The organism is Murdochiella massiliensis (assembly GCF_900059565.1).
GTDB lineage: Bacteria > Bacillota > Clostridia > Tissierellales > Peptoniphilaceae > Murdochiella > Murdochiella massiliensis.
In genome coordinates this window covers 216,903-243,496 of sequence record NZ_FIZW01000001.1, presented here as the reverse complement: position 1 = coordinate 243,496, position 26,594 = coordinate 216,903, and the positions used below count along the sequence as shown (strand labels likewise).

The window sequence follows — 26,594 nt, the reverse complement described above, 5'->3', positions numbered from 1 at the left end:
CGCTCATTAAATCCTGTAAATATTGATTAATATCAAACAAAAATTCATGTTTTTAGAAAATAGATTCAATAATAATTGAGAGACAATACGCCAACGAAAAGGGGAAGCCGAAAGGCTTCCCCTTTTCAAGATGGAGTGAAGGATGGTCTACGAATGTGGTGGGAGCACATCCGATTATAACGTAGTAATTAGGAGTGATGCTTCTCCAACATGGAGTCGGTGGAGCATCCGGAGCACCCGCTGCAGCCGCAGCCACAACCACAGGCACTCTTCCCCTTTCGATGATTGGCGATCATTACCTTAATGATTAAGATGACGATTGCCAGAAGACCCGCTGCGACAAGCACAGTGGAAAGATGTTCGCTAAGCCATTGCAGCATACTTGCTTCCTTTCATTTCTTGCTGTCGTCTTTGCGACAACGGGATGAAGGACAATATGTCGTCCTTTCTTCGTTCGCCCTAAGGCGTTTTGATCTCTATTCCTGTTCCAGCGCGGGATGGCGATGAGAAACTTTCGCCTCCGGCGCATGGTATTTCTTAATAAAGAGCATATAGAGGATGGCTGCCAAGGCTGCCAACGCAGCAATCAAGCCCAAAATCGATCCGGACCCCGTAAAGAATGAACCGAACTGATAGATCATCAGCGCGATGAGATACGCGAAACCGCACTGATAGCCGACCGCAAAGAGCGTCCATTTCGTATTGTTCATTTCGCGGCGAATGGCGCCGATGGCGGCAAAGCACGGAGCGCAGAGCAGGTTGAAGACCAAGAACGAATAACCCGAAACGGTCGTAAAGACCTGTGCCATTTCCGTCCAAACGGAGCCGGAGGAACCGTATAGGATTCCCATGGTACCGACAATGTTCTCTTTCGCTACGAGCCCCGTCACCGAGGCGACGGCTGCCTGCCAATTTCCCCAGCCCAGCGGGCGGAAGATCCAGGCAATCGCGTTTCCGATGGTAGCGAGAATCGACAGGGACAGCTCATCCTCCTGCAGCATACGGAAGCTGCCATCGACAAATCCGAAATAGGAAGTAAACCAAACCAAGATGGTGGAAAGCAGAATCACGGTGCCGGCCTTGCGAATGAAGGAATATCCACGCTCCCACATAGAGCGCAAGACGTTGCCCACCGTCGGAACGTGATAGGGCGGCAGTTCCATAACAAAGGGAGCCGGTTCTCCGGCAAAGCCCTGCGTCTTCTTCAGCATGACGCCCGAGACGATAACCGCAAGCATCCCCACGAAGTACGCGGAGGTTGCCACCCAAGATTCTCCGCCGAAGATGGCACCCGCAACCAACGCAATGAACGGAATCTTGGCACTGCACGGAATAAAGGTTGTGGTGATGATGGCCATGCGCCGATCACTTTCGTTTTCAATGGTACGGCTCGCCATAATGCCCGGAACGCCGCAGCCGGTGCCGATGAGCATCGGAATAAAGGATTTTCCGGAAAGCCCGAATTTGCGGAAGACACGGTCCAAAACGAAAGCGATACGTGCCATATAGCCGCAATCTTCCAAAATCGCGAGCAGGAAGAAAAGTACCAACATCTGTGGAACAAAGCCCAGAACTGCGCCGCAGCCGGCGACAATGCCGTCGAGTATCAGGCCCTTAAGCCATCCGTCGACATGAATCTTCTCTAAGAGATCGCCGATTAAAACCGGCACACCGGGTACCCAAGTTCCGTAATCCGCCGGATCGGGCGCATCAAAGCCATGGGCGGTAAAATACGTTACCGCATCTTGGAACGTGATAGGAATGATATCTTTCTCTTCCATCTCTTTTTCCGTCATGTTCGGCAGCGCATTGTAATATACCGTTTTGACCGTTTCTTTCAAGGTTTCTTCGTCCACCGTTTTTACCGTCTGTGTCGTCTCCCCTGTTACGGTCTTCAGCTCGTTCAATGCTTCTTGGCCGTCGAATCCTTCTTCTTCCGGATCTACCTCCGCGAAGGCCTGCACCGCCAATAATGCATTCTGATAGGCATCATTGTCTTCTTCGTATTCCTTGGTACCCATGCCAAACAGATGGTAGCCATCCCCAAAGAGGCCGTCGTTTGCCCAATCGGTTGCCGGCGTACCGACAGCAACCATGGCCACCCAGTATACGACGAACATGACAAGGGCAAAAATCGGCAAGCCTAAAATACGGTTCGTCACCACGCGATCAATGCGATCGGAAGCGGACAGTTTGCCTGCGCTTTTTTTATGATAGGTAGATTGAATCAGTGATTCGATGTATTGATAGCGCTCATAAGTCATGATGCTTTCCGCATCATCATCCCGACTTTCTTCTAATGCCTCCACTTTTTCGGTAATCGCCTGTTGCGTCTCTTCGGAAAGCAGCAACGATTCCGCCATGGTCTTATCTTGTTCCATGAGCTTCGTCGCTACAAAGCGGCGTTTTTCCGCCGGCACTGTATCCGAAAGCATCGCTTCGATCTCCGCTAACAGCGACTCAACATCAGCGGCAAACGGTTCATCCATCGTCGGAATCTTCTTTTCCTTCGCCTGGCGGATAGCAGCTTCTGCAGCTTCCTGAATGCCGCGATTTTTCAATGCCGAAATGGACACGATCGGGCATCCCAGGGTTTTGGAGAGCGCCGGCATATCCAGATGGTCACCGTTTTTCTCCATCACGTCCTGCATATTGACGGCCATCACCATAGGAATGCCGAGTTCCAGAAGTTGCGTAGTTAAGTAAAGATTGCGTTCCAGGTTCGTCCCGTCCACAATGTTCAGGATCGCATCCGGTCGCTCTTCAAACAGATAACGGCGTGCGATTACCTCCTCCAACGTGTATGGAGATAGAGAATAAATGCCCGGAAGGTCCGCGATCAGCACATCGGGATGATTCTTCAGTTTTCCTTCCTTTTTTTCCACCGTAACGCCGGGCCAGTTGCCGACATATTGATTGGATCCCGTCAGCGCGTTGAACAACGTGGTTTTTCCGCTGTTCGGGTTCCCGGCCAAAGCAATGCGAAGCTGCATATCTTTCCTCTCTTCTTTTTTTCTTATATAGGGTTTTGTACTTTTTTTCTGTCGCGTTCCTGTCGTAATCCTGGTTTGAGCTCCTGGTGCGTTCTCGTCGCGCTCCTGGTGCAATTCTGGCTCGCTCCTGGCTCGCTCCTGTCGCAGTCCTGGCGCTGTCCGGCGCCATTCCTGATTTCAGAAATTCCCGATTGCAGGAACGATGACACTATTCTTGATTTACAGGAACGACTTCAATCATTTCCGCATCTGCTTTGCGAATAGAAAGCTCATAATTACGTACCGTGACTTCAATCGGATCTCCCAATGGAGCCACTCTTCGCACAAAAACCAGCGCACCTTTTGTCAGGCCGACATCCATCATGCGCCTCTTCACGGCTCCCTGACCGTGTAATTTGACAATTTTTACCGTCTCTCCCACGGCAACATCACGTAATGTTTTCATTTTCTTTCTCCTTTGGATGCCATTGTCGATTTTCGTGAAGCGCGTTGCGGCCTTCACTCTGTTCCCACTTTTCGTCGGCGTATCATTGTTAGTATTAACTAACTCCATAACAGAAACGTTCAAAAAATCCATCCTATGAACGATATCGCAACAGGTTAGCTGTTAGTCACGTCTAACGCAGCTCTACTTTACCCTGTTTTGCATGACCCGTCAAGCGGTTGAGGTGATTTTTTCTATGTTCGATATGGAGCCGGCCTACGGCCGGCGATTGGAGACGCCGCGTTGCGCGATATGGAGCCGACCCGCAACCGACGATTGGAGACGCCGCGTTGCGCGATATGGAGCCGACCCGCAACCGACGATTGGAGACGCCGCGTTGTAGTATAAACAACATCAATAAGGAATCGCCCTTAGGCCGATGTGGATAAGCTGTACCCTCAGCGGCTTGAGCGGTGCTCCGCTTTAAACGCGCCGCCAACATTATTCCAGCGGCGCTCCATATGGAGCTGTCGCCCCCTGTTATGATACGAAATTCATCCTTCATCAGGGACGCGAACCCTGATAACATCTCTTTTCAACCATTTGTCAGGGATGCCGACCCTGATAACTTCTCAATTTAGCAACTCATCAGGGTTCTTCTGCCCCTGTTTTGATACGAAATTTATCTTTTGTCAGGGACGCGAACCCTGATAGCATTTCAATTTAGCAATTCGTCAGGGGGCGACGGTCCCTGGTATTAGCACGAAATTTACCTTTCTCAGGGGCGTGGACCCTGATAACATCTCGTTTCTGCCATTTATCAGGGGTGCCGACCCTGAGAACATCTCGTTTAAGCCATTCGTCAGGGATGCCGACCCTGATAACTTCTCAATTTAGCAATTCACCAGGGGCGTGGACCCTGATATCATCTCAATATAGTCATTCGTCAGGGGGCGACGGTCCCTGGTATTAGCACGAAATTTGCCTTTCTCAGGGACGTGGACCCTGATAACATCTCGTTTCTGCCATTTATCAGGGGTGCCGACCCTGATAACTTCTCAATTTAGCAATCCATCAGGGGCCGTCGAACCCTGGCATTTACACACATTTACTCTTCATCAGGGGTGTGGACCCTAATATCATTTCAATTTAGCAATTCGTCAGGGGGCGACGGTCCCTGGTATTAGTACGAAATTTGCCTTTCTCAGGGACGAGAGCCCTGATAACATCTCGTTTCTGCCATTCGTCAGGGGTGTCGGCCCTGATAACATCTCAATTTAGCAAATCATCAGGGGCCGTTGAACCCTGGCATTTACGCAAATTCATCTTTCATCAGGAGCGCGAACCCTGATAACATCTCGTTTCTGCCATTCATCAGGGATTTGCTACGAAGCCCCATCAGCAAGCAAAGCGAAGCAATAAACGCCAACCACCTCTATTCTCTCTGAAACCATCGATGAGTTCCGAACACTAAAAAAATAGCCACCTCAGAAGGCGGCTAACCTCACGCGCCAGCACAGTGTTTCAGGAAAATCAAGTGGGCAACAGCGCCGCTAATACTATTTCCAGCGGCGCTCCGCCTTAAACCGTGCCGCCAATACCATCCCCAGCGGCACTCCGCCTCACGAACCCTGGCCGGCAAGCTAATCAGACGACAGCCAGGGTTCCGCTACAAAAATAGACCCTGGCAAGGACGCATTATTTCATCCAGCCAGGGTCGCACGTCATTACGAATCAAAACCGCGCCACCAACACCATTCCCAGCGGCGCTCCGCCTTAAACCGCTCCGCCGGCAACAGGCGGTACTCCACTTATACGGCTCAACATCTCCAAAGCGTCAAATCGCTTTAGATAATGAAGTACTTCAGCACAAACAGAATGGAAAGCACATACATTAACCAAGACAGCTCTTTAGCCTTGCCGGTAAGAATATGAAGAATGGTGTATGTGATAAAGCCGAAGGCGATGCCATCTGAAATGGAGTAGGCAAAGCCCATCATGGTGATGCAGGCAAAGCAAGGAATGGCTTTGGTCATATCGCTCCAGTCAATATGAGAAACCTGCTGCATCATCAGGAAACCGACGATGATCAGAGCCGGTGCCGTCGCAAACGCCGGAATGGTTAAAAACAGCGGCGTAAGGAAAAGAGCAACCAGGAAAAGAACACCCGTTACCACACTGGTAAGGCCGGTGCGTCCGCCTTCCGCAATACCGGAAGAGGATTCCACGAACGTCGTAATCGTCGACGTACCGAGCATGGCGCCAATCGTCGTTCCAATTGCATCCGCCAGCAGGACACCTTTGATTCCCGGCAATTTGCCGTCTTCATCCAACATATTGGCCTTCGAAGCGCAACCGATTACCGTGCCGAGCGTATCAAAGATGTCCACAAAGAGGAAGGCGAAGCAGACCACCACGAAATTGAGGAAATTCTGCGAAATAAAGGAAAAGTCCAGTTTCATCAGTGTCGGTGCGAGAGATTCCGGCATGGAAACCACTGCCGACGGAATAAGCGAATAATAGCCCGCATCCGGTGCCGGAACATAAATGCCGAGAAGTTGTGCGACAATGCCCAAGCCCCAAGTGGCCAACATGCCCCAGAGCATGTACCCTTTCACGCCTTTAATGAGCATCCAGCCCGTTAAAATGACACCGATGAGACAAAGAATAATTGCTACACCCTGAGAAGCGTTGGTTTCAACGCCTTTCGTAAACGAATAAAGGCTGACGAGCGTCGGTCCCTCTACAATGAGACCGCAGTTCTGCACGCCAATGAAAGAGATAAAGAAGCCGATGCCGACGGCAACACCGATTTTCAGCTGCGCCGGGATGGCGTTAAAAATGGCTTCACGAACGTTGGTTAAGGACATCAGAATAAAAATAACACCTTCAACAAAAACCGCCGTCAACGCGACTTGCCAGGAATAACCCATCGCGCCGCAAACCGAATAGGCAAAATAGGCATTCAAGCCTAATCCCGCAGAAAGCGCAAACGGCTTGTTGGAAAATGCCGCCATGCAGAAGCACGCAATCGCGGAGGCCACCGCCGTCGCAGTCAGGATTGCACCCGGATCCATACCGGCAGCACTGAGAATGGTCGGGTTTAACGCCAGAATATAGACCATCGTCATAAAGGTCGTGATGCCGGCCAACAACTCGGTATGTACCGTGGTTCCGTTCTCCTTCAACTTAAATACTCGTTCAATCATGATTCACTCCTTTTTTACACAAGAAACGGACAATAAAACCATTAACGCTTGACGAAGAATTCTTCATACCAAAGCAGGAACATATACACTGTCCAGATTTTGCGGTGCTGTGCGCGTCTTCCGGACAGGTTTTCCTCAATAAGAGCTTTCAGTTGTTCCACATCAAAGAACTGCGCCGCCAATTCTCCTGTGAGCATCTCCGTGATGATATCGCTGTACTTCGGCTCCTTGAGCCAATTTTTCAACGGAACCACATACCCCTTCTTCTTGCGCGTAGCCCACTCTTCCGGCAAATACTTTAGCGCTGCATGACGAAAGGCAATTTTGACCTTATTGCCTTGAATTTTTAATTCATCCGGTAATGTGCGCGCAAATTCCAGCAAATCTTCATCCAGAAGCGGTGTCACCAGCTGAACACCGTGACCGATGTTCATGCGGTCTGCCTTTAACGCAATATCGTTGACCATCCAAACATGAAAATCCAAATACTGTTTTTTCTGAATGGGAGAAAGGTTTCTCGCCTTTTCAAAATAGGGGGCCAACAGTTCCTGTACACGCGGAGCATAGCGATAGGAACGATGCACCAAATAGCGCGCCTCGGATTCATGGAAGATTTTAGCCTGACCAATGTACCAATCTTCCGTCGGCATCCCCTTGATCATAAAGTTTTTGCCCTTAAAATCTCTCGTCGATTTCAGCATACGTCGGCCAATTGCACGACGAAGAGAAGTCGGCAAAATTTTGTACACATTCATGTACTTCGGCTCCGTGTATTCAAAATAGCCGCCGAAAAATTCATCCGAACCTTCGCCCGAAAACACGGCGTTGGTGTGCTGGCTGATCTGTTTTGACAGATAGAACATGGGCACGGCGGAAAGGTTCGCAAAGGGCTGATCGCACAGATACGCAATCGTTGAAAGCTCCGAAAAGGTCTTTTCGGAATCCACAAGTTCGCTGTAGTGCGTGGCGCCGATAATTTTGGACAAATCCCGTGCATTATCAATCTCTGAAAACTCTTTATCGTGATAGCCTACGGTAAAAGTCTCTTTCGGACGAATGCGCGAAGCAAGGTAGGAGCTGTCCACACCACCGGAAAGCGACTGGCCGATCGCTTCGGGATGAGCAAAATACTTTATTTTTGCCGCAATCGAGGATTCCACCAACGAATTGATCTTTTCCGCCGCTTCCTCCAGGCCGATTTCCTGCGGTGCAAAATCCACATCCCAGTAACGCTCTTTCGTCAGCTGAACCCCTGCTTCCCCGTTTCCGGTTGCTGTAACCGCCGTCGCCGGCGCAAACGTGAAGACGCCTTGAAAGAACGTCTCTTCCAAAGTAGGCGACTGGAAAATCAAATACGGCACCAGCGCGTCTTTATTGAATTTTTTCTCGAACGACGGCAAAGCGAGAAACGCCTTGGTCTCTGAAGAAAAGACGATTCCTCCGTCCTTTGTTTGATAGTAATAAACCGGTTGGACGGCAAAACGATCGCGAAAAACGATAAGGGCGTCGGTTTCTTTGTTGTAAATCAATACCACATAGCCACCCTTGAGCACGGTGGCAACCTCTATGCCTTCTCTTTCATAGATCGCCGCAATGGCTTCCGCCGGCGTCAGCGAGGTGGCATCCGAAATCCCGCACTGTTCGGCATGCCTGCGCACGTCATCCACGTTATTCACATAGCCCGTCAATAAAACGGTCGTTTTCTCCCCTTGATAAAGCTCTTTGCGATCGAAGGCATAGTCCAAATCCATGCCCAAATAGCCCAGTTCCAGATCGCCTTCCTTCAGATGATGGCGATAATCCTTACCGCGATAGGCCATCGTGTCCAACATATTCTCTATCGTATTCTCTTGTATCGACGTTCGAAACGCCGCAACAAAACCTGCCATGCATTACTCCTTGTTCTTGCCTTGTCTCCGGCGGGTCACCGGCAAAACCCATGAACTTAGGATAGCACCAACCGCTCTCGTATGGGGAGAGATCATTCGTTTTTTCATAACACGTTTGTCTCCCGTTAGCGACGGGGTGCACCTAAGACGACAGCCGTATTTTATACGAAAGTTCAGTTCTGATTCAATCCTTTATGGAAAAAGGAGGCATTTTTCACTCGTATTTGATCCCGAAAAATGAAAAAAAGAAATTGACAAACTCTACGGCGTTTGTTATCGTTGGCTAACAAGCGGTGCAATTCCGTTTGTACAGCGAAAAAAATACATACGCCAAATAGGGCACCTTATAGAAAAGGAGCAATTTGTGAATTCTCTGTACCCTTTTGAGCAGGCGATTGTCCGTCATGGCGCGGAAACACTTGCCGGTCTCAAGCCGGCCTCCCTCCTTTGTTGGACAACAAGAAGCGTTGCGATTGAAGAAATCCTGGCCTATGGGCGACGCGAATTTGAACGCTTTGATGTTCGTTTTTTCCTGCTTGGAAAATGTGGAAACGCACATCGTATCTTAATTTATCGCACCCGCCTGCTGGCAAAACGTTTAGTATGCCCGGATGTTAGCCTTGCCTTACATAATTTAGGCTATTGTTACGACCGGCCGAACAACCAGGTGCGGGCAACAGCAAATTCGACGTGCGCTTTATATGGAGAAGCAAAGAAAGACCTCGTCACTTGGCTTCTTTTGCAGTTGCAGGAGCGGATATGCCTTTCACCTTCCCTTCCCGATGAAATCGGATTGTTCTTAGGTTATCCCGTGGAAGACGTGCTTCGTTTCATGCAGGATCACGGACAAAGTGCCTATCCTCTGCGAGGATCCTGGCGCGTGTATCACCATCCGCAACAAGCAGAAGCCACCTTCAATACCTTTCGCGCCTGTCGTCAATGTTGGCTTCAGGCCATGCAGAAAGGTTGTTCCCTGCCCCAGGTGATGGACAGACTATCACCGGCGGTATGATTCATTTTCCCCTTGTTCGACATGAACTTTTGTAACACGAACATTTCATCAAGCCATCTGCATAACAGCGGATGCAGCAAAGAATAAAGGATAAAGGAGAAACAAATGCGCATTGGAATCATTTATTGGAGCGGAACCGGCAATACGGAAGCCATGGCTCATGTTCTGGAAGAAGCGCTGAAAAAAGAAAACGCCGACGTCGAGGTAAAAAGTGTGAGCGAAGTCTCCGTTGCCGACGCACTTAGCTATGATCGACTGGCTCTCGGTTGTCCGGCCATGGGCGATGAGCAGCTGGAAGAGGTCGAATTTGAGCCCTTCTATGAAGATCTCAAGGCCGAAATCGGCAAAAAGCCGGTTGTCCTCTTCGGATCCTATTCATGGAACGACGGGCAATGGATGGAAGACTGGACCGATGATGCCCGCTCCGCCGGCCTGTGCCTGATGGATGACGGTGTAGCCTGTTATGAAGGTCCGGATGATGAGGAGAAAAAAGCAGCGTTGGAAGACTTAGCCAAAGCACTGCTGAAATGATGCGACGTTGTCCATTTCCTAAACGGTCGAAATCGGATAACCTATGCAAACCGACAGAGGCACGATGAACGGTTTCCTGTACTCGTCGTTCAAATCAATTGGTTTCTCGTCATTTCAATCCATCGATGGATAGAAAGGGAAGGCGGAAAAATCCGCCTTCCCTTTTTCTGCTATCTGCAAACTGTTGTCTGCAAACTGTTATCTACAAACTTCCCTTGGTAAAACCGCAGCAGTGGTATCGCCAAAACAGGAAGTCTCAATGCTCTCTATTTATGACGAAAAGCCGTAGAGCGACTCCACTGCCTGCTGCTGAATGCCCTGTTTCACGCGCTCCGTCGTTTCCTCACCACAAAGGGCCGTAATCAACGCAAACGAGAGATAGACTGCCGCCGCCGCTCCGCGTCCGGTAAAGATGTTTTCATCCTGTACCACGATGGCCTCGGTATCGTAGGTGCCGACATTTTCCAGCTTGTCCACTGTTCCCGGATAGCCCGTCACTCGCTTATCGGCAATGACGCCCGCCTTTTCCAACACGATGGGCGCTGCACAGATGGCCGCCACCGCTTTCCCCGTATCAGCAAAATCGCGGACAATGTTCAGAACTCGCGCATCATCACGCAAGTTGAGCGATCCCGGCATCCCGCCCGGAAGATATACGCCATCATAGACAGTGGGATCAATCGAATCCAACGTGGTATCCGCGGAAACCACGATACCGTGTGCGCCGGTAACCGAAAGATCATCGGTAAGGGAGGCCATGTCCACATCTACATCCGCACGACGCAAATAATCCACCGGGGTCAAGGCTTCTATTTCTTCGAACCCTTCGGCCAACAACAGTAAAATCTTTTTCATGCTTTCTTCTCCCTTCTTCCGTCGGTAACGACAACCAATGAGCGTAAGCTCGCCTTCCATCGCACCGTTTATTTGGCACGCACCATATCTTCAAGACATGGTACGAATCATACATTTTTCTATTACCCATTCTTCTTCCTTTCGTCCCACGGACGTTGGGTTTTACAATTCCGAGAGGGCGGTCTATACTGTAGCTGATGTAAAAAAGAGCAGGAGAGGCGAATGAAAAATCTGGGATATTATAACGGACAGGTGGATTTAATTGAAAACATTTTTATCCCCATGAATGACCGCGTGTGCTGGTTCGGGGATGGCGTATATGATGCCGGGCCGTGCCGCAATCAGCACATTTTTGCTTTGACGGAACATGTGGATCGCTTTTATCGCAATGCCGAAGCACTCAACATTCAAATGCCCATGGAGAAGGATGCCTTTTCTTCCCTATTATGTGATTTGGTGAAAAAACTCGACGATGATGATCTCTTCGTCTACTACCAGGTCACCCGTGGAACGGCGGAGCGCAATCATACGTATGTTCCCGGAAAAGGTAATCTGTGGATCATGATTAAACCGCAAAAAGTCAACGATGGGACAACGCCCATTTCACTCATCACCTGCGAAGATACGCGTTTTTTTCACTGCAACATCAAGACCTTAAACCTGATTCCTTCGGTTATGGCGGCGCAAAAAGCGAAAGAAGCCGGCTGTCATGAAGCGGTCTTTTATCGTCCGGGTGGACGCGTCACCGAATGTTCCCATAGCAACGTGCATATTCTACGGGATGGCGTACTCTACACCGCGCCCACCGATTGTCTGATTCTTCCGGGCATTGCACGTCATCATCTTTTGTTGGCCTGCGAACGCCTGCATATTCCATATCGTGAAGAAGCTTTTTCGCTGGAAGAGCTGGCTTCTGCAGATGAAATTCTTGTGACCAGTTCCAGCAACCTTTGTCTACGTGCCGATCACCTTGACGGCAAGACTGTCGGCGGAAAGGATTTTGCCCGCTATGAGCAACTGCGTGAAGCCGTTATCACGGAATTTATCACTGAAACCGAACGCCCCTGATGGGATAAAGGAGAAATAATGTTTGATGTACTCATTATCGGCGGCGGAATTGTCGGCTGTTCGATCGGAAGACAACTCTCCCGATATGCCTGCCGTGTCGGTCTGTTGGAAAAGAACACCGAAGTCGGGCAGGAAACCACGAAAGCCAACTCGGCCATCGCGCATGGCGGATTTGATTGCATTCCGGGGACAAAAAAAGCGGCCATGAATGTGCGCGGCAACCACCTGATGACAAAACTGAGTGAAGAATTGGGGTTTGCCTATCATCAAGTGGGCTCGCTGGTTCTGGCCTTTGATGACGAGGATATTGCTCAGTTGCACGTTTTGTTGGAGCGGGGAAAAGCAAATGGCGTGACTCCGCTCTCCCTGCTGGATCCGCCGGAAATTTTTGCGCTGGAGCCGCGTGTTGCAAAGAACGTAAAAAAAGCGCTCTACTGTCCGACGTCCGGCGTCGTAGATCCCTTTAATTTTACCTATGGCATGATCGAAAACGCCATCGAAAACGGCTTATCACTTTTCACCGAAACAGAAGTTTTCGGCATGGAACGTTGCGGTGATCACCTTTTGGTGCATACGGAGCACGGAGATATGGAGACGCGCTTCGTTGTCAATGCTGCCGGGCTCGGAGCCGGGCGAATCGCCGCCATGGCCGGCGATAAGGAAATCCGTCTACGTCCGACCAAAGGGGTCTATCGCCTGTTGGATAAAACCAACGATGAATGTATTCATACCGTTCTTTTTCAAACGCCGACGGAAAATGGTAAAGGCGTATTGGTTGCGCCGACTTATGATGGCAGCACGCTCGTGGGGCCCACCGCAGACGCGGTGAGCGATGAACACGATACTACGGTAAACGACAATGATCTGCGTCATGTCGATGTCCTTGCCCGCAAATCGGTACCGGATCTGGCGCTCGGACAAACGATTCGCGTCTTTACCGGCGTGCGCGCCAAACCCGAAAGCGGTGATTTTCATCTCTATGCCTCAAAACACATGCCGGGTGTCATCCATGCGGCAGGAATTGAATCGCCGGGATTGGTTTCGGCTCCCGCCATTGCGGAAGAAGTGGATCGTCTGTTGCATGATAACGGCTTTTCCGCTGCGCAAAAAACGGATTTTCAGCCGTATCGTAAAGCCTTTGTGCGCATGGCGCAACTCAACGCGGAGGAAAAAGCGGAACAAATCGCGAAAAACCCCTTATACGGCAATATTATCTGTCGATGTGAAACCGTCTCCGAAGGGGAGATTGTGGAGGCCATCCACCGTCCGGGCGGAGCGCGGACGCTGGACGGCGTGAAACGTCGTGTTCGCGCCGGCATGGGGCGTTGCCAGGGCGGTTTCTGTGCACCGCGTGTCATCGCCATCTTAGCGCGTGAGCTTGGTGTGGATCCGACCACGCTGCTGAAGGAAAGTCGCGGATCGAAGTTGCTCGTCGGACATCTGAAAGACGGGCAGGCCGATGTGATGCAACCGGACGTCGGCCGCCGGAATGACGACACGCTCGATGCGACACTTGATAACAGCACTCACCCTGAAACAGAACAGGATGGTTTGCATGAAGACCATTGATCTTGTCATTATCGGCGGAGGTCCTGCCGGACTTGCCGCCGCCATTGAAGCGAAAAAAAACGGTGTCGATTCCCTGCTCATTATTGAACGCGACCGGGAACTGGGCGGCATCCTCAATCAGTGTATCCACAGCGGATTCGGCGTGCAGGAGTTCAAAGAAGAACTGACCGGACCCGAATATGCCAAACGCTTTGTCGATCAGGTGAATGCCATGGCGATTCCCTATGTATTGCAGACCATGGTGGTCGAGATCACGCCCGATAAGCAGATTGTCGCCATGAATTCCTCCGGTGTGATAACCATCCAAGCGAAGGCCATTGTGCTCGCCATGGGTTGTCGTGAACGCAGTGCCGGCTCTGTCGCGCTCGGAGGCTACCGTCCGGCGGGCGTCTACACGGCAGGAACCGCGCAGCGCCTTATGAACATGGAAGGACTCATGGTCGGAAAAGAAGTGGTTATCTATGGATCCGGCGATATTGGGCTCATCATGGCGCGTCGTTTGACGCTTGAAGGGGCGCATGTTCCCTGCGTTGTGGAAATTGCTCCGGAATCGAGCGGCCTCCCCCGCAACATCGCCCAGTGTCTTAACGATTATGATATTCCGCTTTACCTGCACCATAAAATTAAGGCCGTGCACGGAAAAGAACGGGTTCATGGAGTGACCATTTGTGCTGTAGACGACAAATGGCAGGAAATCCCCGGCACGGAACGAGACGTTCCCTGTGATACGCTCCTGCTTTCCATCGGCCTGATTCCTGAAAATGAGCTGTCACGTCAGGCACAAATTGCTCTGCATCCGCGCACAAAAGGTCCGGAAGTTTCTTCGCATATGGAAACCACCGTTCCCGGCATTTTTGCCTGCGGAAATGTGTTGCACGTACACGATATCGTAGATTACGTGACGCAGGAAAGCCGCAATGCCGGAAAAAATGCGGCCGAATATATTCTCCACGGATCGTTTCCTCCTGCTACGCTGGCGACTTCTGCAGGCGAAGGTATTTCCTATCTTTTGCCTTCCCGCATCGACCCTGAAACAAAGGACGCTGTACGTCTCTTTTTCCGTCCCATGCGACGTATGCGAAACGTCGTGCTTTCGCTTTATAGCGGCGATATGCTGCTTGCAACCTACAAGCGAAACGTGCTCATTCCTTCTGAAATGGCTCATGTGGACGTCACCTTTGAACAGCGCGCACAGGCCGTTTCCCCATTGCGGCTTATCGCCAAGGAGGAGTCATGACAAAACGAGAAATGGTCTGCATTGTCTGCCCCATGGGTTGTACGCTGACGATCGAGCAAAAAAGTGAAGCGCTCCTCGTGACGGGCAATCGCTGCCCACGCGGGGAACAATATGCCAAACAGGAATTGACCGCCCCTCTGCGCAATATCGCGTCAACCGTACGTGTACATAACGGCGTTTTGCCGGTGGTGCCGGTCAAAACCGATCGGGAAATTCCCAAAGAGAAGATTTTCGCTGCCATGGCGCTGATCAATGCGGTCGAAGTCGAGGCTCCCGTCCGTTGCGGAGAATGCATTATTCCCCATCTCTTCGGCACGGAGGCGAACATTGTAGCGACGCGCGATTTAGCGGCCTGCGATTCGGCCGACAACGAGACGTCGACAAATTAATACGTTTCCTCTGAACCATATGGGGTGTCCTGGGTTCAACAAACGTTATAATCAGTGAATTGGAAAGAAGGTCCTATGCAACCCAAGCAGTATTCGGTCGAAAGCGCCTGTCATCAGCCGCTTGATGTCCTTTATTATGCGCATGAACCTGATGCCGTCGGCAATGTGCCGCGCGCATTGGTTCAGCTCTTGCACGGCATGCAAGAACATAAGGAACGGTATCACGACTTTGCCGAATTTTTATTCGATCAGGGCTATGATGTGTTGATCCACGACCATCTTGGCCATGGAAAAAGCGTCAGCCGCCCGCATCCCCTTGGCGACATGGTTTCCGTCGACACAGTGCTGAAAGATATTGATTTGGTCCGTCAAAGTGTCCCCGTGCATGAACAGACCATCTGTTTCGGGCACAGCATGGGTTCTTTTTTAGCGCGCATTTATGCCTCGCTTTACGATGTGGACTTGTTGATTGCCTGTGGAACCGGCCAAACGCCTTCGTTCCTGGCCCATTTTCTTAAACTGATCTTGCTCACCCAGCCCTCCGGCAAACCGCTTCACAAACTGCAAAAACTCGTTACGGGCCCCTTCAGCAAGCGCGGTGATCCCCCAACGGCCTGGCTCTCCGTAAATGAGGAAAATCAACGACGCTACCGTGAAGACCCCCTTTGCGGTCAGCCCTTTACGAAGGAAGGCTATGAGACCCTGATGGATATTGTCCTGCGTCTGAACCATGCAGAGACCTATCGCAACTGCAGTGCCGATCGTATTTTGCTCATCGCCGGAGAAAAAGACCCGGTCGGCAAGTATACGAAGGGTGTCCGTCAGGCGGAAGAGCGCTACCGTGCTGCAGGAAAAAATGTGCGAAGTATTTTTTATCCCAACATGGCGCATGAAATTTTGCAGGAGACGGATCGACAAAAGGTGTATCAGGATGTATTGCAGTTTCTGCGTGATGAGCAATGAATGTTTCAGGATGTTTTGAAATTTCTGCGTGATGGGCAATGAGGTTGCCAAGATAAGCAAAACGCTAAGAATAAGTCCACATAACAAAACGTTAAACATAAGACCACATAGCAAAACGTAAAGAATAAAAGCACATGAGGAGATCAATATGGAGAAAACACAAGTAGAGCTGAATCGCGGATTGGCACAGATGCTTAAAGGCGGTGTCATTATGGACGTGACCACGCCGGAACAGGCCAAGATTGCCGAAGAAGCCGGTGCCTGTGCGGTCATGGCGCTGGAGCGCATTCCGGCGGATATTCGCGCCGCCGGCGGCGTGTCCCGCATGAGCGATCCCAAGATGATTCGCGGCATTCAACAGGCCGTCAGCATTCCGGTGATGGCGAAGTGCCGTATCGGCCATTTTGTGGAGGCGCAGCTTCTGCAGGCCATCGATATCGATTTTATTGATGAGTCCGAGGTTCTTTCTCCGGCGGATGATGTCTACCATATTGATAAAACCGCATTCAAAGCACCGTTCGTCTGCGGCGCGCGTGACCTCGGAGAAGCGCTTCGTCGCATCAGCGAAGGCGCTTCCATGATTCGCACGAAAGGCGAGCCGGGAACGGGCGACGTCGTTCAGGCCGTACGTCATTTGCGCAAGGTAAATGCCCAGATTCGGCAGCTTTCCGCCATGCGGGAAGATGAGCTTTTTGAAGCGGCAAAGGCATTGCAGGTTCCCTACGATTTGGTGCGCTATGTCCATGATCACGGCAAACTTCCGGTCGTCAACTTTGCCGCCGGCGGCGTCGCCACCCCGGCCGACGCTGCGCTCATGATGCAGCTTGGCGCGGAAGGCGTCTTCGTCGGTTCCGGCATTTTCAAGTCCGGCAATCCCGCCAAACGCGCTTCCGCCATCGTGCAGGCCGTGACCAACTTCACCGATGCGAAATTGATCGCTGAAATTTCAGAAGACCTGGGCGAAGCCATGGTCGGCATCAATGCCGGCGAAATTGCCATCATTATGGAAGAACGAGGCCAATAATGCCCATCGGCGTTCTGGCGCTCCAAGGCGCCTTTATCGAACACGAAAAAATGCTTCGTCGTCTCGGTGCCGATGTACGTGAAGTCCGTCAACGTTCCGACCTCGATGGTCTCAACGGCATCGTCCTTCCCGGCGGCGAAAGCACGGTTCAGGGACGTCTATTGCGAAAGCTCCATATGCTTGAGCCCTTGCGCGATCGTATTCAAAACGGAATGCCTGTGCTCGCGACTTGCGCCGGACTGATCCTTCTGGCCCAACACCTTGACGGCGATGAAACAACCCATCTGGCGACACTTCCCGTCACCGTTCGGCGTAATGCGTACGGAAGACAGCTCGCCAGTTTTGCCACCACCGCAAACGTGGGCAACCTCACCGACTTTCCCCTCGTCTTCATTCGCGCGCCGTATATCGCGGCGGTGGATGGAAATGGTGGTGTGGCGGCTGATGAGGTGAGCGGCAGTGGCGGCGGCACGCCGGAGGTTGTGGTGAGCGGAAGTCGTGGCGATGCGCCGGTGGATGTGGTGAACGGAGGTCGTGGCGGCCCGCCGGTGGTTGAAGTACTTTGTACCATCTCGGATCGCATCGTCGCTGTGCGCTACGGCGCCCAGATCGGTCTTGCCTTCCATCCGGAGCTGACTGAGGATGCACGTCTGCATGAGGCATTTTTGGAAACGGTTAAGCAAGGAAATAGCAACCTCTGAAACAGAGGTTGCTATTTCCTCTATTTCAGAGGTGCCAGCCTGTAGCGGTAGTTGCGTCGCCTTCACTATAGCGGCGATTGTGCCGCTTCCGCAATTTAACGATGCCAGAAGGTGACGGCCGAAGGCCGGCGATTGTTCCGCCTTCGCAATTTAGCGGTGACAGAAGGTGCCGGCCGAAGGCCGGCGATTTGAAAACGCCGCCGAAGGCGGCTTTCCTTCTGTGACTGCGCCGCCAACAGCATTCCAGCGGCGCTCCTTCTGAGGGAAACGGACCCTGGTATTAACACAAAATATACCTTTAGTCAGGGATGCCGACCCTGATAACATTTCGTTTTAACCATTCGTCAGGGGGGACGTCCCTGATATCTTCTTAATTTCGCAATTGATCAGGAGATGTTTGGCCCTGGCATTTACGAAAATCTATTCTGCGTCAGGGGCATGGGCCCTGATAACACCTTCATTTTGCAATTCGTCAGGGGCTGTTAGGCCCTGACATTTACGCGAACTTGCCATTCGTCAGGGATACCAGCCCTGATAACTTCTCAGTTTAACCATTTGTCAGGGGCGCCGACCCTGATAACTTCTCGTTTTAACCATTCGTCAGGGGCGGCGTCCCTGATAACGTCTTAATTTATCAATTCATCAGGGGCCGTTGGATCCTGATATTCACACCAATTTTCTCTTCGTCAGGGACGCCAGCCCTGATAACATCTCAATTTAGCAATTCATCAGGGATCGTTGGGCCCTCGCATTTATACGAATTTACTCTTTCTCAGGGACACGGACCCTGGTAACTTTTCCTTTCATGCTTTCGTCAGGGGCGCGCATGTAGTATATGAACCAAAATCACGCCGCCATTGCAATGCTAAGCGGCGCTCCGTCTTCAAACGCGCCGCCATCCGAATTTCCAGCGGCGCTCCGCTAGTCCCTGCCCGAAAAGCGCCTTCGCCCTCCGAAGTTCACTCCGCACTTCGCCCGATCTCCAAGCATTAAAAAAGCGACGGATGCGCTTACTTCGCTCCGTCGCCTCCATACGGCCACAGGCCGGTCAAGACTTCCACTCCACACCAACCACAAAGCCGCCCCGTTCGCGAGCCGCCTCTTCGACGAGTCCCCACCACAAAGGTAAAAAGCTGACGAAAGGACGAGGAGAAGCGAGCGGCGAGCGGATGGGGTGGCTTTGCCTGGCGAAGAGAAGCGCGCGGCGAGCAGACGGGGCCGCTTTGCCTGACGGGACGGCTTTTCCTGACGAGGAGAAGCGATCGGCAAGCGAACGGTGTGGCTTTGCCTGAGCGAGGAAAAACATGCGACAAACAGCCGTGCAGATTTATGAACAATCCTGCGGAAGCTTATTTCTTCCGAATCAAAATCGCCTTCGGTGCCAAGGAATTTTCGCGTTTTTCACATTCCTTGCTGAACACCATGCGATCCTGCGCTTCGAAAAGATTCTCAGAAAGAGAACCGCCCGTAATGAACGTCGTCTTGCCATTTTGCACGAGTTTTGCCAAACGATACTCCCCACCGAAATCCCCTTCAATAGGAGAAGACACGAACGATGAGAAAACGTAGATTTCCAGATAATCCTCATCCAGAAAGTCTTCATATGGCGTATCGGATCCCTCTACCACAAATGGAATCGGCGAACCGATATTTTCTCGATCCATGTAGGAGCTGAATTGCTGCGATGTACGGAAATTCTGCACCACCGAATCGCGATAAAGATCATAAGGATGCAACAACACACCATCTTTATCAATCGGGGCCTTTTCCACGGCATGAGAAAGCGAAGGATCCATGCGAATATTGAGCGGCTGTAGAGCATTTTCTCCCGTAAAACGCTCACCAATCTTAGCACGCGAAAAACCGCTGTAGACCGCTTCATCCGAAGCCTGCACCACATAAAGGCTCAACAGATCCTCCACGGCGCTTCCGCGCAAAATGACGTTGATGTTTTCCAGCTTCGGTGCCTTCACCGCAGCGGCACGCGCTTCCGTATCGGCCAACTGTGTCTTCACGACGTCACGCACCTGCTCCACATCAAGAAGGCCGAAGGTATAATCATTAAAGATTTCCACACTCTCCGTCGCTCCCTTGGCATCCGTCACCAGCTCAAAAACGAAGCGATGCACCGGATACGTCACTTCCGTCCCGGTAGACGTCAGCACATGGCGCGTTCCGTCCACAGCAAAAAGCTCCACCGAATTAACCTGCGACGACATGCCGTAGTCCGCAAACAGTGCCTCATAAAGCGCATCATACTGCGTTTTCAGCGTCTCCGTGTTGGAAGGAGACGCCGTATCGAACGCGGTGGACTTCGCATCAGCCCCCGCATGAAGAGCCGCATCGAACGCTGCGGTCCCCGCATCAGGCTGTGCCAATGCATCAGACGACACTTTCGCCTGCGCGGTATTGGTTGCCATCGGATACCACTTGTTTTTCACAAAACGCGCGGAGACGATGGCATTATCGATACGTGCCTCGATCTCCTCTGCGGAGTCCCCTGCAGAAAGCAGCGCCTCTCCCTTGCCTTTATAGCGTTCGACGCCGTCTTCACCCGCTTCTTCAAAATCAACAAAGACCTCTACCGTCGTTTCGGTGGTCTCGCAAAGGCGGTTCTGGTCCAGCTTGTTTTTCACAAAGAACAGTTCTGTCGAAGCCAGGTTCTCCTCCGTGACAATCCAGCCGGCAAGCTCTTTTTTCTTCAATATATTCAAAATCGTTTCCCGCATACGACTCTCCTAACTCAGTTTTCCGCGCGCTTTAATATATGCGCCGCCGGTGGACGTCTTGACCCATTCCTTCCAGCCTTTTCCGCAATATCCCGTGCCGGACATCTCCACCTTCGGCGAAACCATGGAAATGGACTCCAATAGATCCGGCACATAGCCCGTCAGATACACCGGACTGACGATTTTACCGGTCAGCTTGCCGTCCTTAATTTCCCGCGCCTTTGCGGCCACACACTGAATGCCCCAGTTCTTCGGATCCTCCATGCCGGAATGCATGCCTTCTAACAAATAGCCGTGCGAAATCGACGCAATCATCTCCTCAAGGGAATCCGTCCCACCTTCAAAGAAGGTGTTGGTCATGCGTGTGTACGCCTTACGCTTATAGCTCTCACGCTTGCCGTTTCCCGTCGGTTCCACGCCCAATTGAAGGGCCGAAAGCGCATCACACATTCCTCGCTTGAAAATGCCATGGTCAATAATCACCGTATCGTTAGCGAGGCTTCCCTCATCATCAAAAGCGTAACTGGATACCTCATCAATCGCGCTTGCGCCATCATGCATGACCACGACATCCGAGGCAACACGCTTATTCAGGTACTCTTCTCCCTTCGCACGGTGCTTCACGAACATATCCATTTCCGTTCCGTGACCGAAGGCTTCATGCGCAATGAGCCCGGTAAAGTCCGGCTCGCACACAATATCATACTCGCCCGGCTCCACACGCTCCGCAGAAAGAAGCTCCACCGCACGCGCACAGACTCCGGGAACTTCCGCTTCCACTTCATCCAAAAGCTCTGATCCCCCCAGAAGAGAAAGCCCCTTATATTCAAACTTTCGTTTTTCGCCATCCGTCGCCAGCGCAACGATGGTCGCATTGGCATAGGCATACGATTGGTAGAGGTCGCGATTGGGCGAAAGAAAAATCTTATTCACCTGTGTCACAGAATGCGTCATCTGTAGGAATGACACCTCTTCACATTTTCCGATGTTGGCATCATGAATAGCCTGCAGGCGTGCCAAAATTTCGCCGGGATCATCGTTTTGAGGTAAGCACTTCGCCTCCCCCAGATGGTAGACCGTTGCCGGTTCGTCGCTTGGCGCTTTGGCATAAGGCAGAATCCCCTTGGCCCGGAAGCGCTCCCGATCCTTTTTCGCAATCTCACGCACGCGATCAACGACATAGGAAACGTCCACCACGTTAAAGGAATATTCGCTTATGCCCGTATCCTGAAATACGCGCACGACGAAACCGCGTTCCTGATCCATCGACGGCTCAATGGCGGATTTTGTCGTACTCACCTTATACATTTTTCCATCCACATCCGTCCCCAAGACGGAAACATAGGCGAATTCCTTCGCCAAGATGGCAACCATTTCCTTCAGCTTGTCCTTTTGAGCAAGCAAATAAGAAGATGCCTGTAATTTCATAAAACCTCCTGTGTTTCATACAATCAAGTCGTCCATTATCCGACGTCAACTAAACGAAAGGCGAAAGAGATTGAATGGCGGCTTTCCGGTTGCTTTTGATGAAGGCCGCAAAGGCGCCCAACAATTCATTTCGTTTGTCATCCGGCAACTTTACCAATCCCGACAAGACCATATGGGCACTTTTCAACCGTTCTTCATGCAATTCGGTAAAGGTCTCCGATCCGGTCATTTCCAGAACGGAAAACACCGTATCAATGATGGACGCACGACTTTCCTCGTCCACCGTATCCAGCCAGTTTCCCAGAGCCGCCTGAACAAATAAGCTGAACGGCGTCAGCTTCGTTTCTGCAAACTTCGTGTCCTCTACGATCCAAGTCAGTGCATCATGCTGGAAGATACCCTGCGCAGTGCTCTTTATCACCTTATGCTCGCCCTGATTAAACAATAGCTGCCCGATGATGGACGAATCCGGCACAATATTGCGCATGCGGGGGCGAATCTTTTGATATTCAGGTGAGAAAATGATCTTCTCGTGCATTCCCGGGCCGTCGTTGTTGTAGACGACCGTGATGCGATCCTGTATTTCCGGTCGACAGAAAATCGATGCGTACATCGCAAAATAGCCGCCTTTGGAATGCCCACCGACGATAAATTCGCCTGGATGCTCGCCGCCCAGGCGATCCAGATAGGCAACTGCCTCCTTTGAGCCCCCGGTTTCCTCAAGATAGCTCATCAACAGACTTTCCTTCCAGCCGGTAAACGAGGCATCCGTACCGCGATAGGCGACATACCAGGAATCCTCAGACAGATGAAAAACCAGCGCCGAAAACTGCATGGTATCCTCATCGTCCACCTCGTTCACATAGTGGGAAAGAAGCATATCACGAAATCGCTCGCCCTTTGCCATTTCGCGCATAAGCAGTGGCGCACGATCACAGAACTTCGCCTTCTTATCGATCTCCTCGGCATCATGCGTCGCAAAAAAACGTCGTGAAACCTCTGCAAGAGGCAAACCGTTTCGATTTTCTTCTTCGTTATGAAAAATGTCGTCAAAATCGATATAGGTCAATTCCGCCAAAACGGTGTTGTCCACATCGTGAAACGGAAGTGCTGAAAACGGCACATCCTTCTGTTCTTTTATATAGTCTTCAATGGTCATCGATTCCCCGTTTCCGCTTCCCGTACACGAAATGCTACGCCCAGATGCCGGGCAATACCCCGGCAAATCGCAATTTCCTCTTCCGAAAGACTGAAGCCAACGACGGAAAAAACCACCTCAGGAACGACTTTTTTTGCCCGGAAAGCATAGTCCAAAATGGCATCAAAAGCACGCTCACCGAATTGCGGACGGCACAGTTCCGCATAGCTTTTGGCATTTGAGGCATTCAAGCTGATGGATACCGTATCGATGAGCCCCTTCAAATCGCCCGTCGTATCTCGCCCATATAGTAAGTCCGCCAGACCGTTCGTATTGATGCGAATGGGCAAATCGGATCGTTTTTCCTTAGCATAGCGTGCCACCGAAAGAAGCACGTCAAGGCGTTCCGTCGGCTCACCATAACCGCAGAAAACCAGTTCACGGCATGCCGAAAGGTCGCGCTTTGCAAGCATCGTCTTCACTTCCTCTTCCGTGGGCTCCCGTTTCAGCCATAACGAATCTGCATCCCCCACCCCGTCCATCTGTTCCCGCACACAAAAGGAACAGCGACAAGGACATTTATTTGTCAAATTAACGTAGAGGCCGTCGCCATAGTCATAAAGCACGGTTCCAATGGATTCCATGATCATTCCTTTCTACGATAAACATTGCACATTTCCAATTTCCGGCAAGCGAACAACATGAGAAAGCCGTAACGCATTGCTTAGTACATGCCCATGCGTTTTTCCACCCACAACACAAAACGGTGAGGAAGAAGTTTGCTCACGACGTGAATGCATTTTGCCATACCGCTGGAGAGGGAAATCTCCTTTCCCTTTTCTGCACGTCGAATCGCTGTCTGTACCACTGTTTGCGCCTGTTCCACCCCAATTTTTTTAATTGCCGACACGCCTTTTGCTGAGCCCGCATGATCGAAAAATTCCGTCTCCACGGGGTTCGGACATACCGCTGTTACCGTAATATGCTGCGGTTTCAGCTCCCGGTGCAGCGCACGCGAATAACTGAGAACAAAGGATTTTGTCGCGGCATAGACGGCAAACGTCGGTTGGGGCAAAAAAGCGGCGACTGACGCCAGCTGAAAAATGTGCCCGCCCCGCTGCATATACGGCAGGCAAAGAGAGGTCATCCGCGAAAGTGCATCGACATTCAGTGCAATCATCGCCGCATTTTCCTCCTCGCCGAGCGCTTCCACGCTTCCTATTTTACCAAATCCGGCGGAATTCACCAGCGTGGCGATCTGCACCGATTCGTTCTTCAGCGCGGATCGAATTGTCTCCAAAAATGCGGGATCGGTGAGATCCCCGGCAAATATCCGTGCCGGCGTTGTTAAGGCGCCAGCGAGCGCTTCCAGGCGCTCCTTGCGCCGGGCAATAAGCCAAAATGAATCAACGCGTTCGGCGGCATCCAATTGTGTCGCAAACTCCCATCCCAACCCGGACGAGGCACCGGTAATAATCGCTATGGTTTGCACAATCCCGCTCCTTTCATTTTTACTTTCCTTTGTTTATGTTTCTTGCACCTGTTGTGGTCACGGTTGTCGATGATCACCGTATTTTTTCTTTTCGTTCTCCGCCCGTCCATAGGCGATAATAGGTCCCCTGATTTGCCAACAGTTCTTCGTGCGTTCCCTGTTCTTCAATGCCTTCCTTCCCTAAAACAACGATACGATCCGCATGTTGAATCGTGGTCAGCCGGTGGGCAATGGTAAGCGTCGTTCGCCCGGAAGACAGATCTTCGAGGCTCTTCTCGATGAGCATTTCACTTTCATTATCCAACGCGCTGGTTGCCTCATCCAGAAGAAGAATAGGCGGATTTTTGAGAAACACGCGCGCGATGGCGATCCGCTGCTTTTGGCCGCCGGAAAGCTTAACACCCCGCTCGCCGACATAGGTGTCATAACCGTGAGGAAGATCGACAATGAAGGCATGTGCCCCGGCGAGCTCCGCTGCATGTTCAATCTCCTCCTCCGTAGCACCGGGACGCCCGTAGGCAATGTTCTCCGCCACCGTACCCGAAAAGAGATACACATCTTGCTGAACAATGCCGATATTTTGTCGAAGGCTTTTGAGTTGCAACGTCTTCACGTCCTGTCCGTCAATTTTTACACTTCCCGATGTCGTATCATAAAAACGGGGGATCAGCGAAGACAGGGTAGTTTTTCCTCCGCCGCTCTCTCCCACCAATGCAAGATTTTCGCCGGAGTGAATCGTCAGGCAAAGATCATGCAGCACACGGTTGTTTTCATCCGGATAGGCAAAGGTCACATGATCGAAGACGATCTCTCCGCCCTTGACCACGAGCGGCTTGGCATCCGGCGCATCCACAATATCCGCCGGGGTGTCCATCAATTCAAAGAAACGCTCGATGCCGGTAAGCCCCATGGAAAACTGCTCGGCAAATTCCACAATGCGACGAATGGTCGCAATGAGCGTCGTCACATAGAGTACATAGGCGACAAGATCCCCCGGTGTAATTTTGCCCTTCACCAGGAAGAGCCCACCTGCCGCAATCGTTATGGTGTACATCAGACCGTCGAAGAGACGCGTGGACATATTAAAATTTGCCATTGCCCGATAGCGCTCTTTTTTAATTTCCTTCATGCGGTGGTTGCCCTCGGCAAACTTTTCCAGCTCAATGTCTTCCGACGTAAAGGCCTTCACGACACGCTGTCCCAGCAACGAATCCTCAATACGAGCGTTCAGATTACCGATTTCCACACGCTGCGATTTCGTTGCTGCCCGAAAGCGATGATTCAGGCGAATGGAAACAAAAAGCATCAACGGCATACAGGCGAAAATCAGCACCGTCAAGGCCAATGAGGAGAACGACAAAATGATGAACGATACAATGATTTTTATCGCCGCAATAAAAAACTCTTCCGGACAATGGTGCGCAAATTCCGTCACATCAAAGAGATCCGAAGTAATGCGGCCCATAATATGTCCGATTTTCGTGTTGGAATAGTAGGAATCACTGAGCGTTTCCAACTTGCGAAACGCATCCATGCGCATATCGGTTTCGATATAAACGCCCATGATGTGTCCCTGTGAACACATATAATAATAAGCGGCTGCATCAATCAGACGTAGAATAACGTAAAGCAGTGTCAGCTGGCCAATCCAACCGGCGCTCATTGTCTCAGGGCGCATCATCGCCGTATTGGTTAAGACGGACATGATTCGTGGCAACACAATATCGCAAATCGTCGTCAGTGCCGCACAAAATAAATCCAAAATCAATAAGCCGCGATAACGCAGCAAATACGGCAAAAACCGGCGCAATAATTCGCCGGTGTCATAGGTCTTTGTGATGGTTTGGGCGCCATTATGCTGCTTTCCATTCACATTCTGTTCTTTCTTCACTGTAGCGCCCTGCATAGACTTGGGCATGTGCCCTCCTCTCGTTTTTCGTTTT

General features: G+C 51.3%; 21 protein-coding genes. 9 read left to right on the top strand and 12 right to left on the bottom strand.

What is annotated here, in order from left to right:
* Nucleotides 1–188: 188 nt before the first annotated feature.
* The 5 genes from BN3910_RS01100 to asnB form a co-directional block, all read right to left on the bottom strand.
* Complete coding sequence (locus tag BN3910_RS01100; protein WP_066923417.1) at nt 189–380, bottom strand: FeoB-associated Cys-rich membrane protein; 192 nt, start codon at nt 378–380, stop codon at nt 189–191.
* Between the two features lie 96 nt (nt 381–476).
* Nucleotides 477–2,993: a ferrous iron transport protein B gene (gene feoB / locus BN3910_RS01095; protein WP_066923414.1), complete on the bottom strand. Its 2,517-nt coding sequence runs from the start codon at nt 2,991–2,993 to the stop codon at nt 477–479.
* Between the two features lie 208 nt (nt 2,994–3,201).
* Nucleotides 3,202–3,438 carry a FeoA family protein gene (locus BN3910_RS01090; RefSeq protein WP_066923412.1) on the bottom strand — a complete coding sequence of 79 codons (237 nt, stop codon included), beginning with the start codon at nt 3,436–3,438 and terminating at the stop codon, nt 3,202–3,204.
* Nucleotides 3,439–5,264: 1,826 nt separating this feature from the next.
* The gene (locus BN3910_RS01080; RefSeq protein WP_187367673.1) at nt 5,265–6,626 is read right to left on the bottom strand and encodes an NCS2 family permease; all 1,362 of its coding nucleotides are present in this window, start codon (nt 6,624–6,626) and stop codon (nt 5,265–5,267) included.
* Between the two features lie 41 nt (nt 6,627–6,667).
* Nucleotides 6,668–8,515: an asparagine synthase (glutamine-hydrolyzing) gene (asnB, locus tag BN3910_RS01075; protein WP_066923406.1), complete on the bottom strand. Its 1,848-nt coding sequence runs from the start codon at nt 8,513–8,515 to the stop codon at nt 6,668–6,670.
* A 364-nt stretch (nt 8,516–8,879) separates the two neighbouring features.
* On the opposite strand from asnB, the gene BN3910_RS01070 reads away from it, so the two are divergent.
* Both BN3910_RS01070 and BN3910_RS01065 read left to right on the top strand, forming a co-directional pair.
* Nucleotides 8,880–9,527 carry a DUF3793 family protein gene (locus BN3910_RS01070; protein WP_066923404.1) on the top strand — a complete coding sequence of 216 codons (648 nt, stop codon included), beginning with the start codon at nt 8,880–8,882 and terminating at the stop codon, nt 9,525–9,527.
* A 105-nt stretch (nt 9,528–9,632) separates the two neighbouring features.
* The gene (locus BN3910_RS01065) at nt 9,633–10,058 is read left to right on the top strand and encodes a flavodoxin (RefSeq protein ID WP_066923400.1); all 426 of its coding nucleotides are present in this window, start codon (nt 9,633–9,635) and stop codon (nt 10,056–10,058) included.
* A 270-nt stretch (nt 10,059–10,328) separates the two neighbouring features.
* On the opposite strand, the gene BN3910_RS01060 is transcribed toward BN3910_RS01065, so the two are convergent.
* On the bottom strand, nt 10,329–10,913 hold the full coding sequence (locus BN3910_RS01060) for a DJ-1 family glyoxalase III (protein WP_066923691.1): 585 nt from the start codon (nt 10,911–10,913) through the stop codon (nt 10,329–10,331).
* Between the two features lie 222 nt (nt 10,914–11,135).
* Between BN3910_RS01060 and BN3910_RS01055 the strand changes: the two genes are divergently transcribed.
* The 7 genes from BN3910_RS01055 to pdxT all read left to right on the top strand — a co-directional run bounded on the left by BN3910_RS01055 (nt 11,136) and on the right by pdxT (nt 17,864).
* Nucleotides 11,136–11,981 carry an aminotransferase class IV gene (locus BN3910_RS01055; protein WP_066923398.1) on the top strand — a complete coding sequence of 282 codons (846 nt, stop codon included), beginning with the start codon at nt 11,136–11,138 and terminating at the stop codon, nt 11,979–11,981.
* An 18-nt stretch (nt 11,982–11,999) separates the two neighbouring features.
* Entirely contained in the window at nt 12,000–13,550 is a 1,551-nt protein-coding gene (locus BN3910_RS01050) for an NAD(P)/FAD-dependent oxidoreductase (protein WP_075967948.1), read from the top strand.
* Entirely contained in the window at nt 13,537–14,787 is a 1,251-nt protein-coding gene (locus BN3910_RS01045) for an NAD(P)/FAD-dependent oxidoreductase (RefSeq protein WP_066923395.1), read from the top strand. The genes BN3910_RS01050 and BN3910_RS01045 overlap by 14 nt, the downstream gene beginning before the upstream one ends.
* Nucleotides 14,784–15,176 carry a DUF1667 domain-containing protein gene (locus tag BN3910_RS01040; RefSeq protein WP_066923391.1) on the top strand — a complete coding sequence of 131 codons (393 nt, stop codon included), beginning with the start codon at nt 14,784–14,786 and terminating at the stop codon, nt 15,174–15,176. Before BN3910_RS01045 ends, BN3910_RS01040 begins: the two co-directional genes overlap by 4 nt.
* A 75-nt stretch (nt 15,177–15,251) precedes the next feature.
* The gene (locus BN3910_RS01035; RefSeq protein ID WP_066923388.1) at nt 15,252–16,139 is read left to right on the top strand and encodes an alpha/beta fold hydrolase; all 888 of its coding nucleotides are present in this window, start codon (nt 15,252–15,254) and stop codon (nt 16,137–16,139) included.
* 148 nt (nt 16,140–16,287) lie between these two features.
* Complete coding sequence (gene pdxS, locus BN3910_RS01030; RefSeq protein WP_066923386.1) at nt 16,288–17,163, top strand: pyridoxal 5'-phosphate synthase lyase subunit PdxS; 876 nt, start codon at nt 16,288–16,290, stop codon at nt 17,161–17,163.
* Nucleotides 17,163–17,864: a pyridoxal 5'-phosphate synthase glutaminase subunit PdxT gene (gene pdxT / locus BN3910_RS07950; protein ID WP_066923383.1), complete on the top strand. Its 702-nt coding sequence runs from the start codon at nt 17,163–17,165 to the stop codon at nt 17,862–17,864. The genes pdxS and pdxT overlap by 1 nt, the downstream gene beginning before the upstream one ends.
* Before the next feature lie 1,349 nt (nt 17,865–19,213).
* On the opposite strand, the gene BN3910_RS01020 is transcribed toward pdxT, so the two are convergent.
* The 6 genes from BN3910_RS01020 to BN3910_RS00995 all read right to left on the bottom strand — a co-directional run bounded on the left by BN3910_RS01020 (nt 19,214) and on the right by BN3910_RS00995 (nt 26,569).
* Nucleotides 19,214–20,593, bottom strand: coding sequence for a metallopeptidase TldD-related protein (locus tag BN3910_RS01020; protein WP_066923380.1), 1,380 nt, complete (start codon nt 20,591–20,593; stop codon nt 19,214–19,216).
* Nucleotides 20,594–20,602: 9 nt separating this feature from the next.
* Nucleotides 20,603–22,021, bottom strand: coding sequence for a TldD/PmbA family protein (locus tag BN3910_RS01015; protein WP_066923377.1), 1,419 nt, complete (start codon nt 22,019–22,021; stop codon nt 20,603–20,605).
* A gap of 49 nt (nt 22,022–22,070) precedes the next feature.
* A complete protein-coding gene (locus BN3910_RS01010; RefSeq protein WP_066923374.1) occupies nt 22,071–23,180 on the bottom strand; it encodes an Mbeg1-like protein in 1,110 nt (369 codons plus the stop codon).
* Nucleotides 23,177–23,803: a TIGR04100 family radical SAM protein gene (locus BN3910_RS01005; RefSeq protein ID WP_197457211.1), complete on the bottom strand. Its 627-nt coding sequence runs from the start codon at nt 23,801–23,803 to the stop codon at nt 23,177–23,179. The genes BN3910_RS01010 and BN3910_RS01005 overlap by 4 nt, the downstream gene beginning before the upstream one ends.
* Before the next feature lie 80 nt (nt 23,804–23,883).
* Entirely contained in the window at nt 23,884–24,651 is a 768-nt protein-coding gene (locus BN3910_RS01000; protein ID WP_197457210.1) for an SDR family NAD(P)-dependent oxidoreductase, read from the bottom strand.
* A 73-nt stretch (nt 24,652–24,724) separates the two neighbouring features.
* On the bottom strand, nt 24,725–26,569 hold the full coding sequence (locus tag BN3910_RS00995; protein WP_231862175.1) for an ABC transporter ATP-binding protein: 1,845 nt from the start codon (nt 26,567–26,569) through the stop codon (nt 24,725–24,727).
* Nucleotides 26,570–26,594: the final 25 nt, after the last annotated feature.

Bases quoted from the DNA above. Each gene is read 5' to 3' on its own strand.
- BN3910_RS01100 (WP_066923417.1), bottom strand. From the start codon at position 380: ATGCTGCAATGGCTTAGCGAACATCTTTCCACTGTGCTTGTCGCAGCG.
- feoB (WP_066923414.1), bottom strand. From the start codon at position 2,993: ATGCAGCTTCGCATTGCTTTGGCCGGGAACCCGAACAGCGGAAAAACC.
- BN3910_RS01090 (WP_066923412.1), bottom strand. From the start codon at position 3,438: ATGAAAACATTACGTGATGTTGCCGTGGGAGAGACGGTAAAAATTGTC.
- BN3910_RS01080 (WP_187367673.1), bottom strand. From the start codon at position 6,626: ATGATTGAACGAGTATTTAAGTTGAAGGAGAACGGAACCACGGTACAT.
- asnB (WP_066923406.1), bottom strand. From the start codon at position 8,515: ATGGCAGGTTTTGTTGCGGCGTTTCGAACGTCGATACAAGAGAATACG.
- BN3910_RS01065 (WP_066923400.1), top strand. From the start codon at position 9,633: ATGCGCATTGGAATCATTTATTGGAGCGGAACCGGCAATACGGAAGCC.
- BN3910_RS01060 (WP_066923691.1), bottom strand. From the start codon at position 10,913: ATGAAAAAGATTTTACTGTTGTTGGCCGAAGGGTTCGAAGAAATAGAA.
- BN3910_RS01055 (WP_066923398.1), top strand. From the start codon at position 11,136: ATGAAAAATCTGGGATATTATAACGGACAGGTGGATTTAATTGAAAAC.
- BN3910_RS01050 (WP_075967948.1), top strand. From the start codon at position 12,000: ATGTTTGATGTACTCATTATCGGCGGCGGAATTGTCGGCTGTTCGATC.
- BN3910_RS01045 (WP_066923395.1), top strand. From the start codon at position 13,537: ATGAAGACCATTGATCTTGTCATTATCGGCGGAGGTCCTGCCGGACTT.
- BN3910_RS01040 (WP_066923391.1), top strand. From the start codon at position 14,784: ATGACAAAACGAGAAATGGTCTGCATTGTCTGCCCCATGGGTTGTACG.
- BN3910_RS01035 (WP_066923388.1), top strand. From the start codon at position 15,252: ATGCAACCCAAGCAGTATTCGGTCGAAAGCGCCTGTCATCAGCCGCTT.
- pdxS (WP_066923386.1), top strand. From the start codon at position 16,288: ATGGAGAAAACACAAGTAGAGCTGAATCGCGGATTGGCACAGATGCTT.
- pdxT (WP_066923383.1), top strand. From the start codon at position 17,163: ATGCCCATCGGCGTTCTGGCGCTCCAAGGCGCCTTTATCGAACACGAA.
- BN3910_RS01020 (WP_066923380.1), bottom strand. From the start codon at position 20,593: ATGCGGGAAACGATTTTGAATATATTGAAGAAAAAAGAGCTTGCCGGC.
- BN3910_RS01015 (WP_066923377.1), bottom strand. From the start codon at position 22,021: ATGAAATTACAGGCATCTTCTTATTTGCTTGCTCAAAAGGACAAGCTG.
- BN3910_RS01010 (WP_066923374.1), bottom strand. From the start codon at position 23,180: ATGACCATTGAAGACTATATAAAAGAACAGAAGGATGTGCCGTTTTCA.
- BN3910_RS01005 (WP_197457211.1), bottom strand. From the start codon at position 23,803: ATGGAATCCATTGGAACCGTGCTTTATGACTATGGCGACGGCCTCTAC.
- BN3910_RS00995 (WP_231862175.1), bottom strand. From the start codon at position 26,569: ATGCCCAAGTCTATGCAGGGCGCTACAGTGAAGAAAGAACAGAATGTG.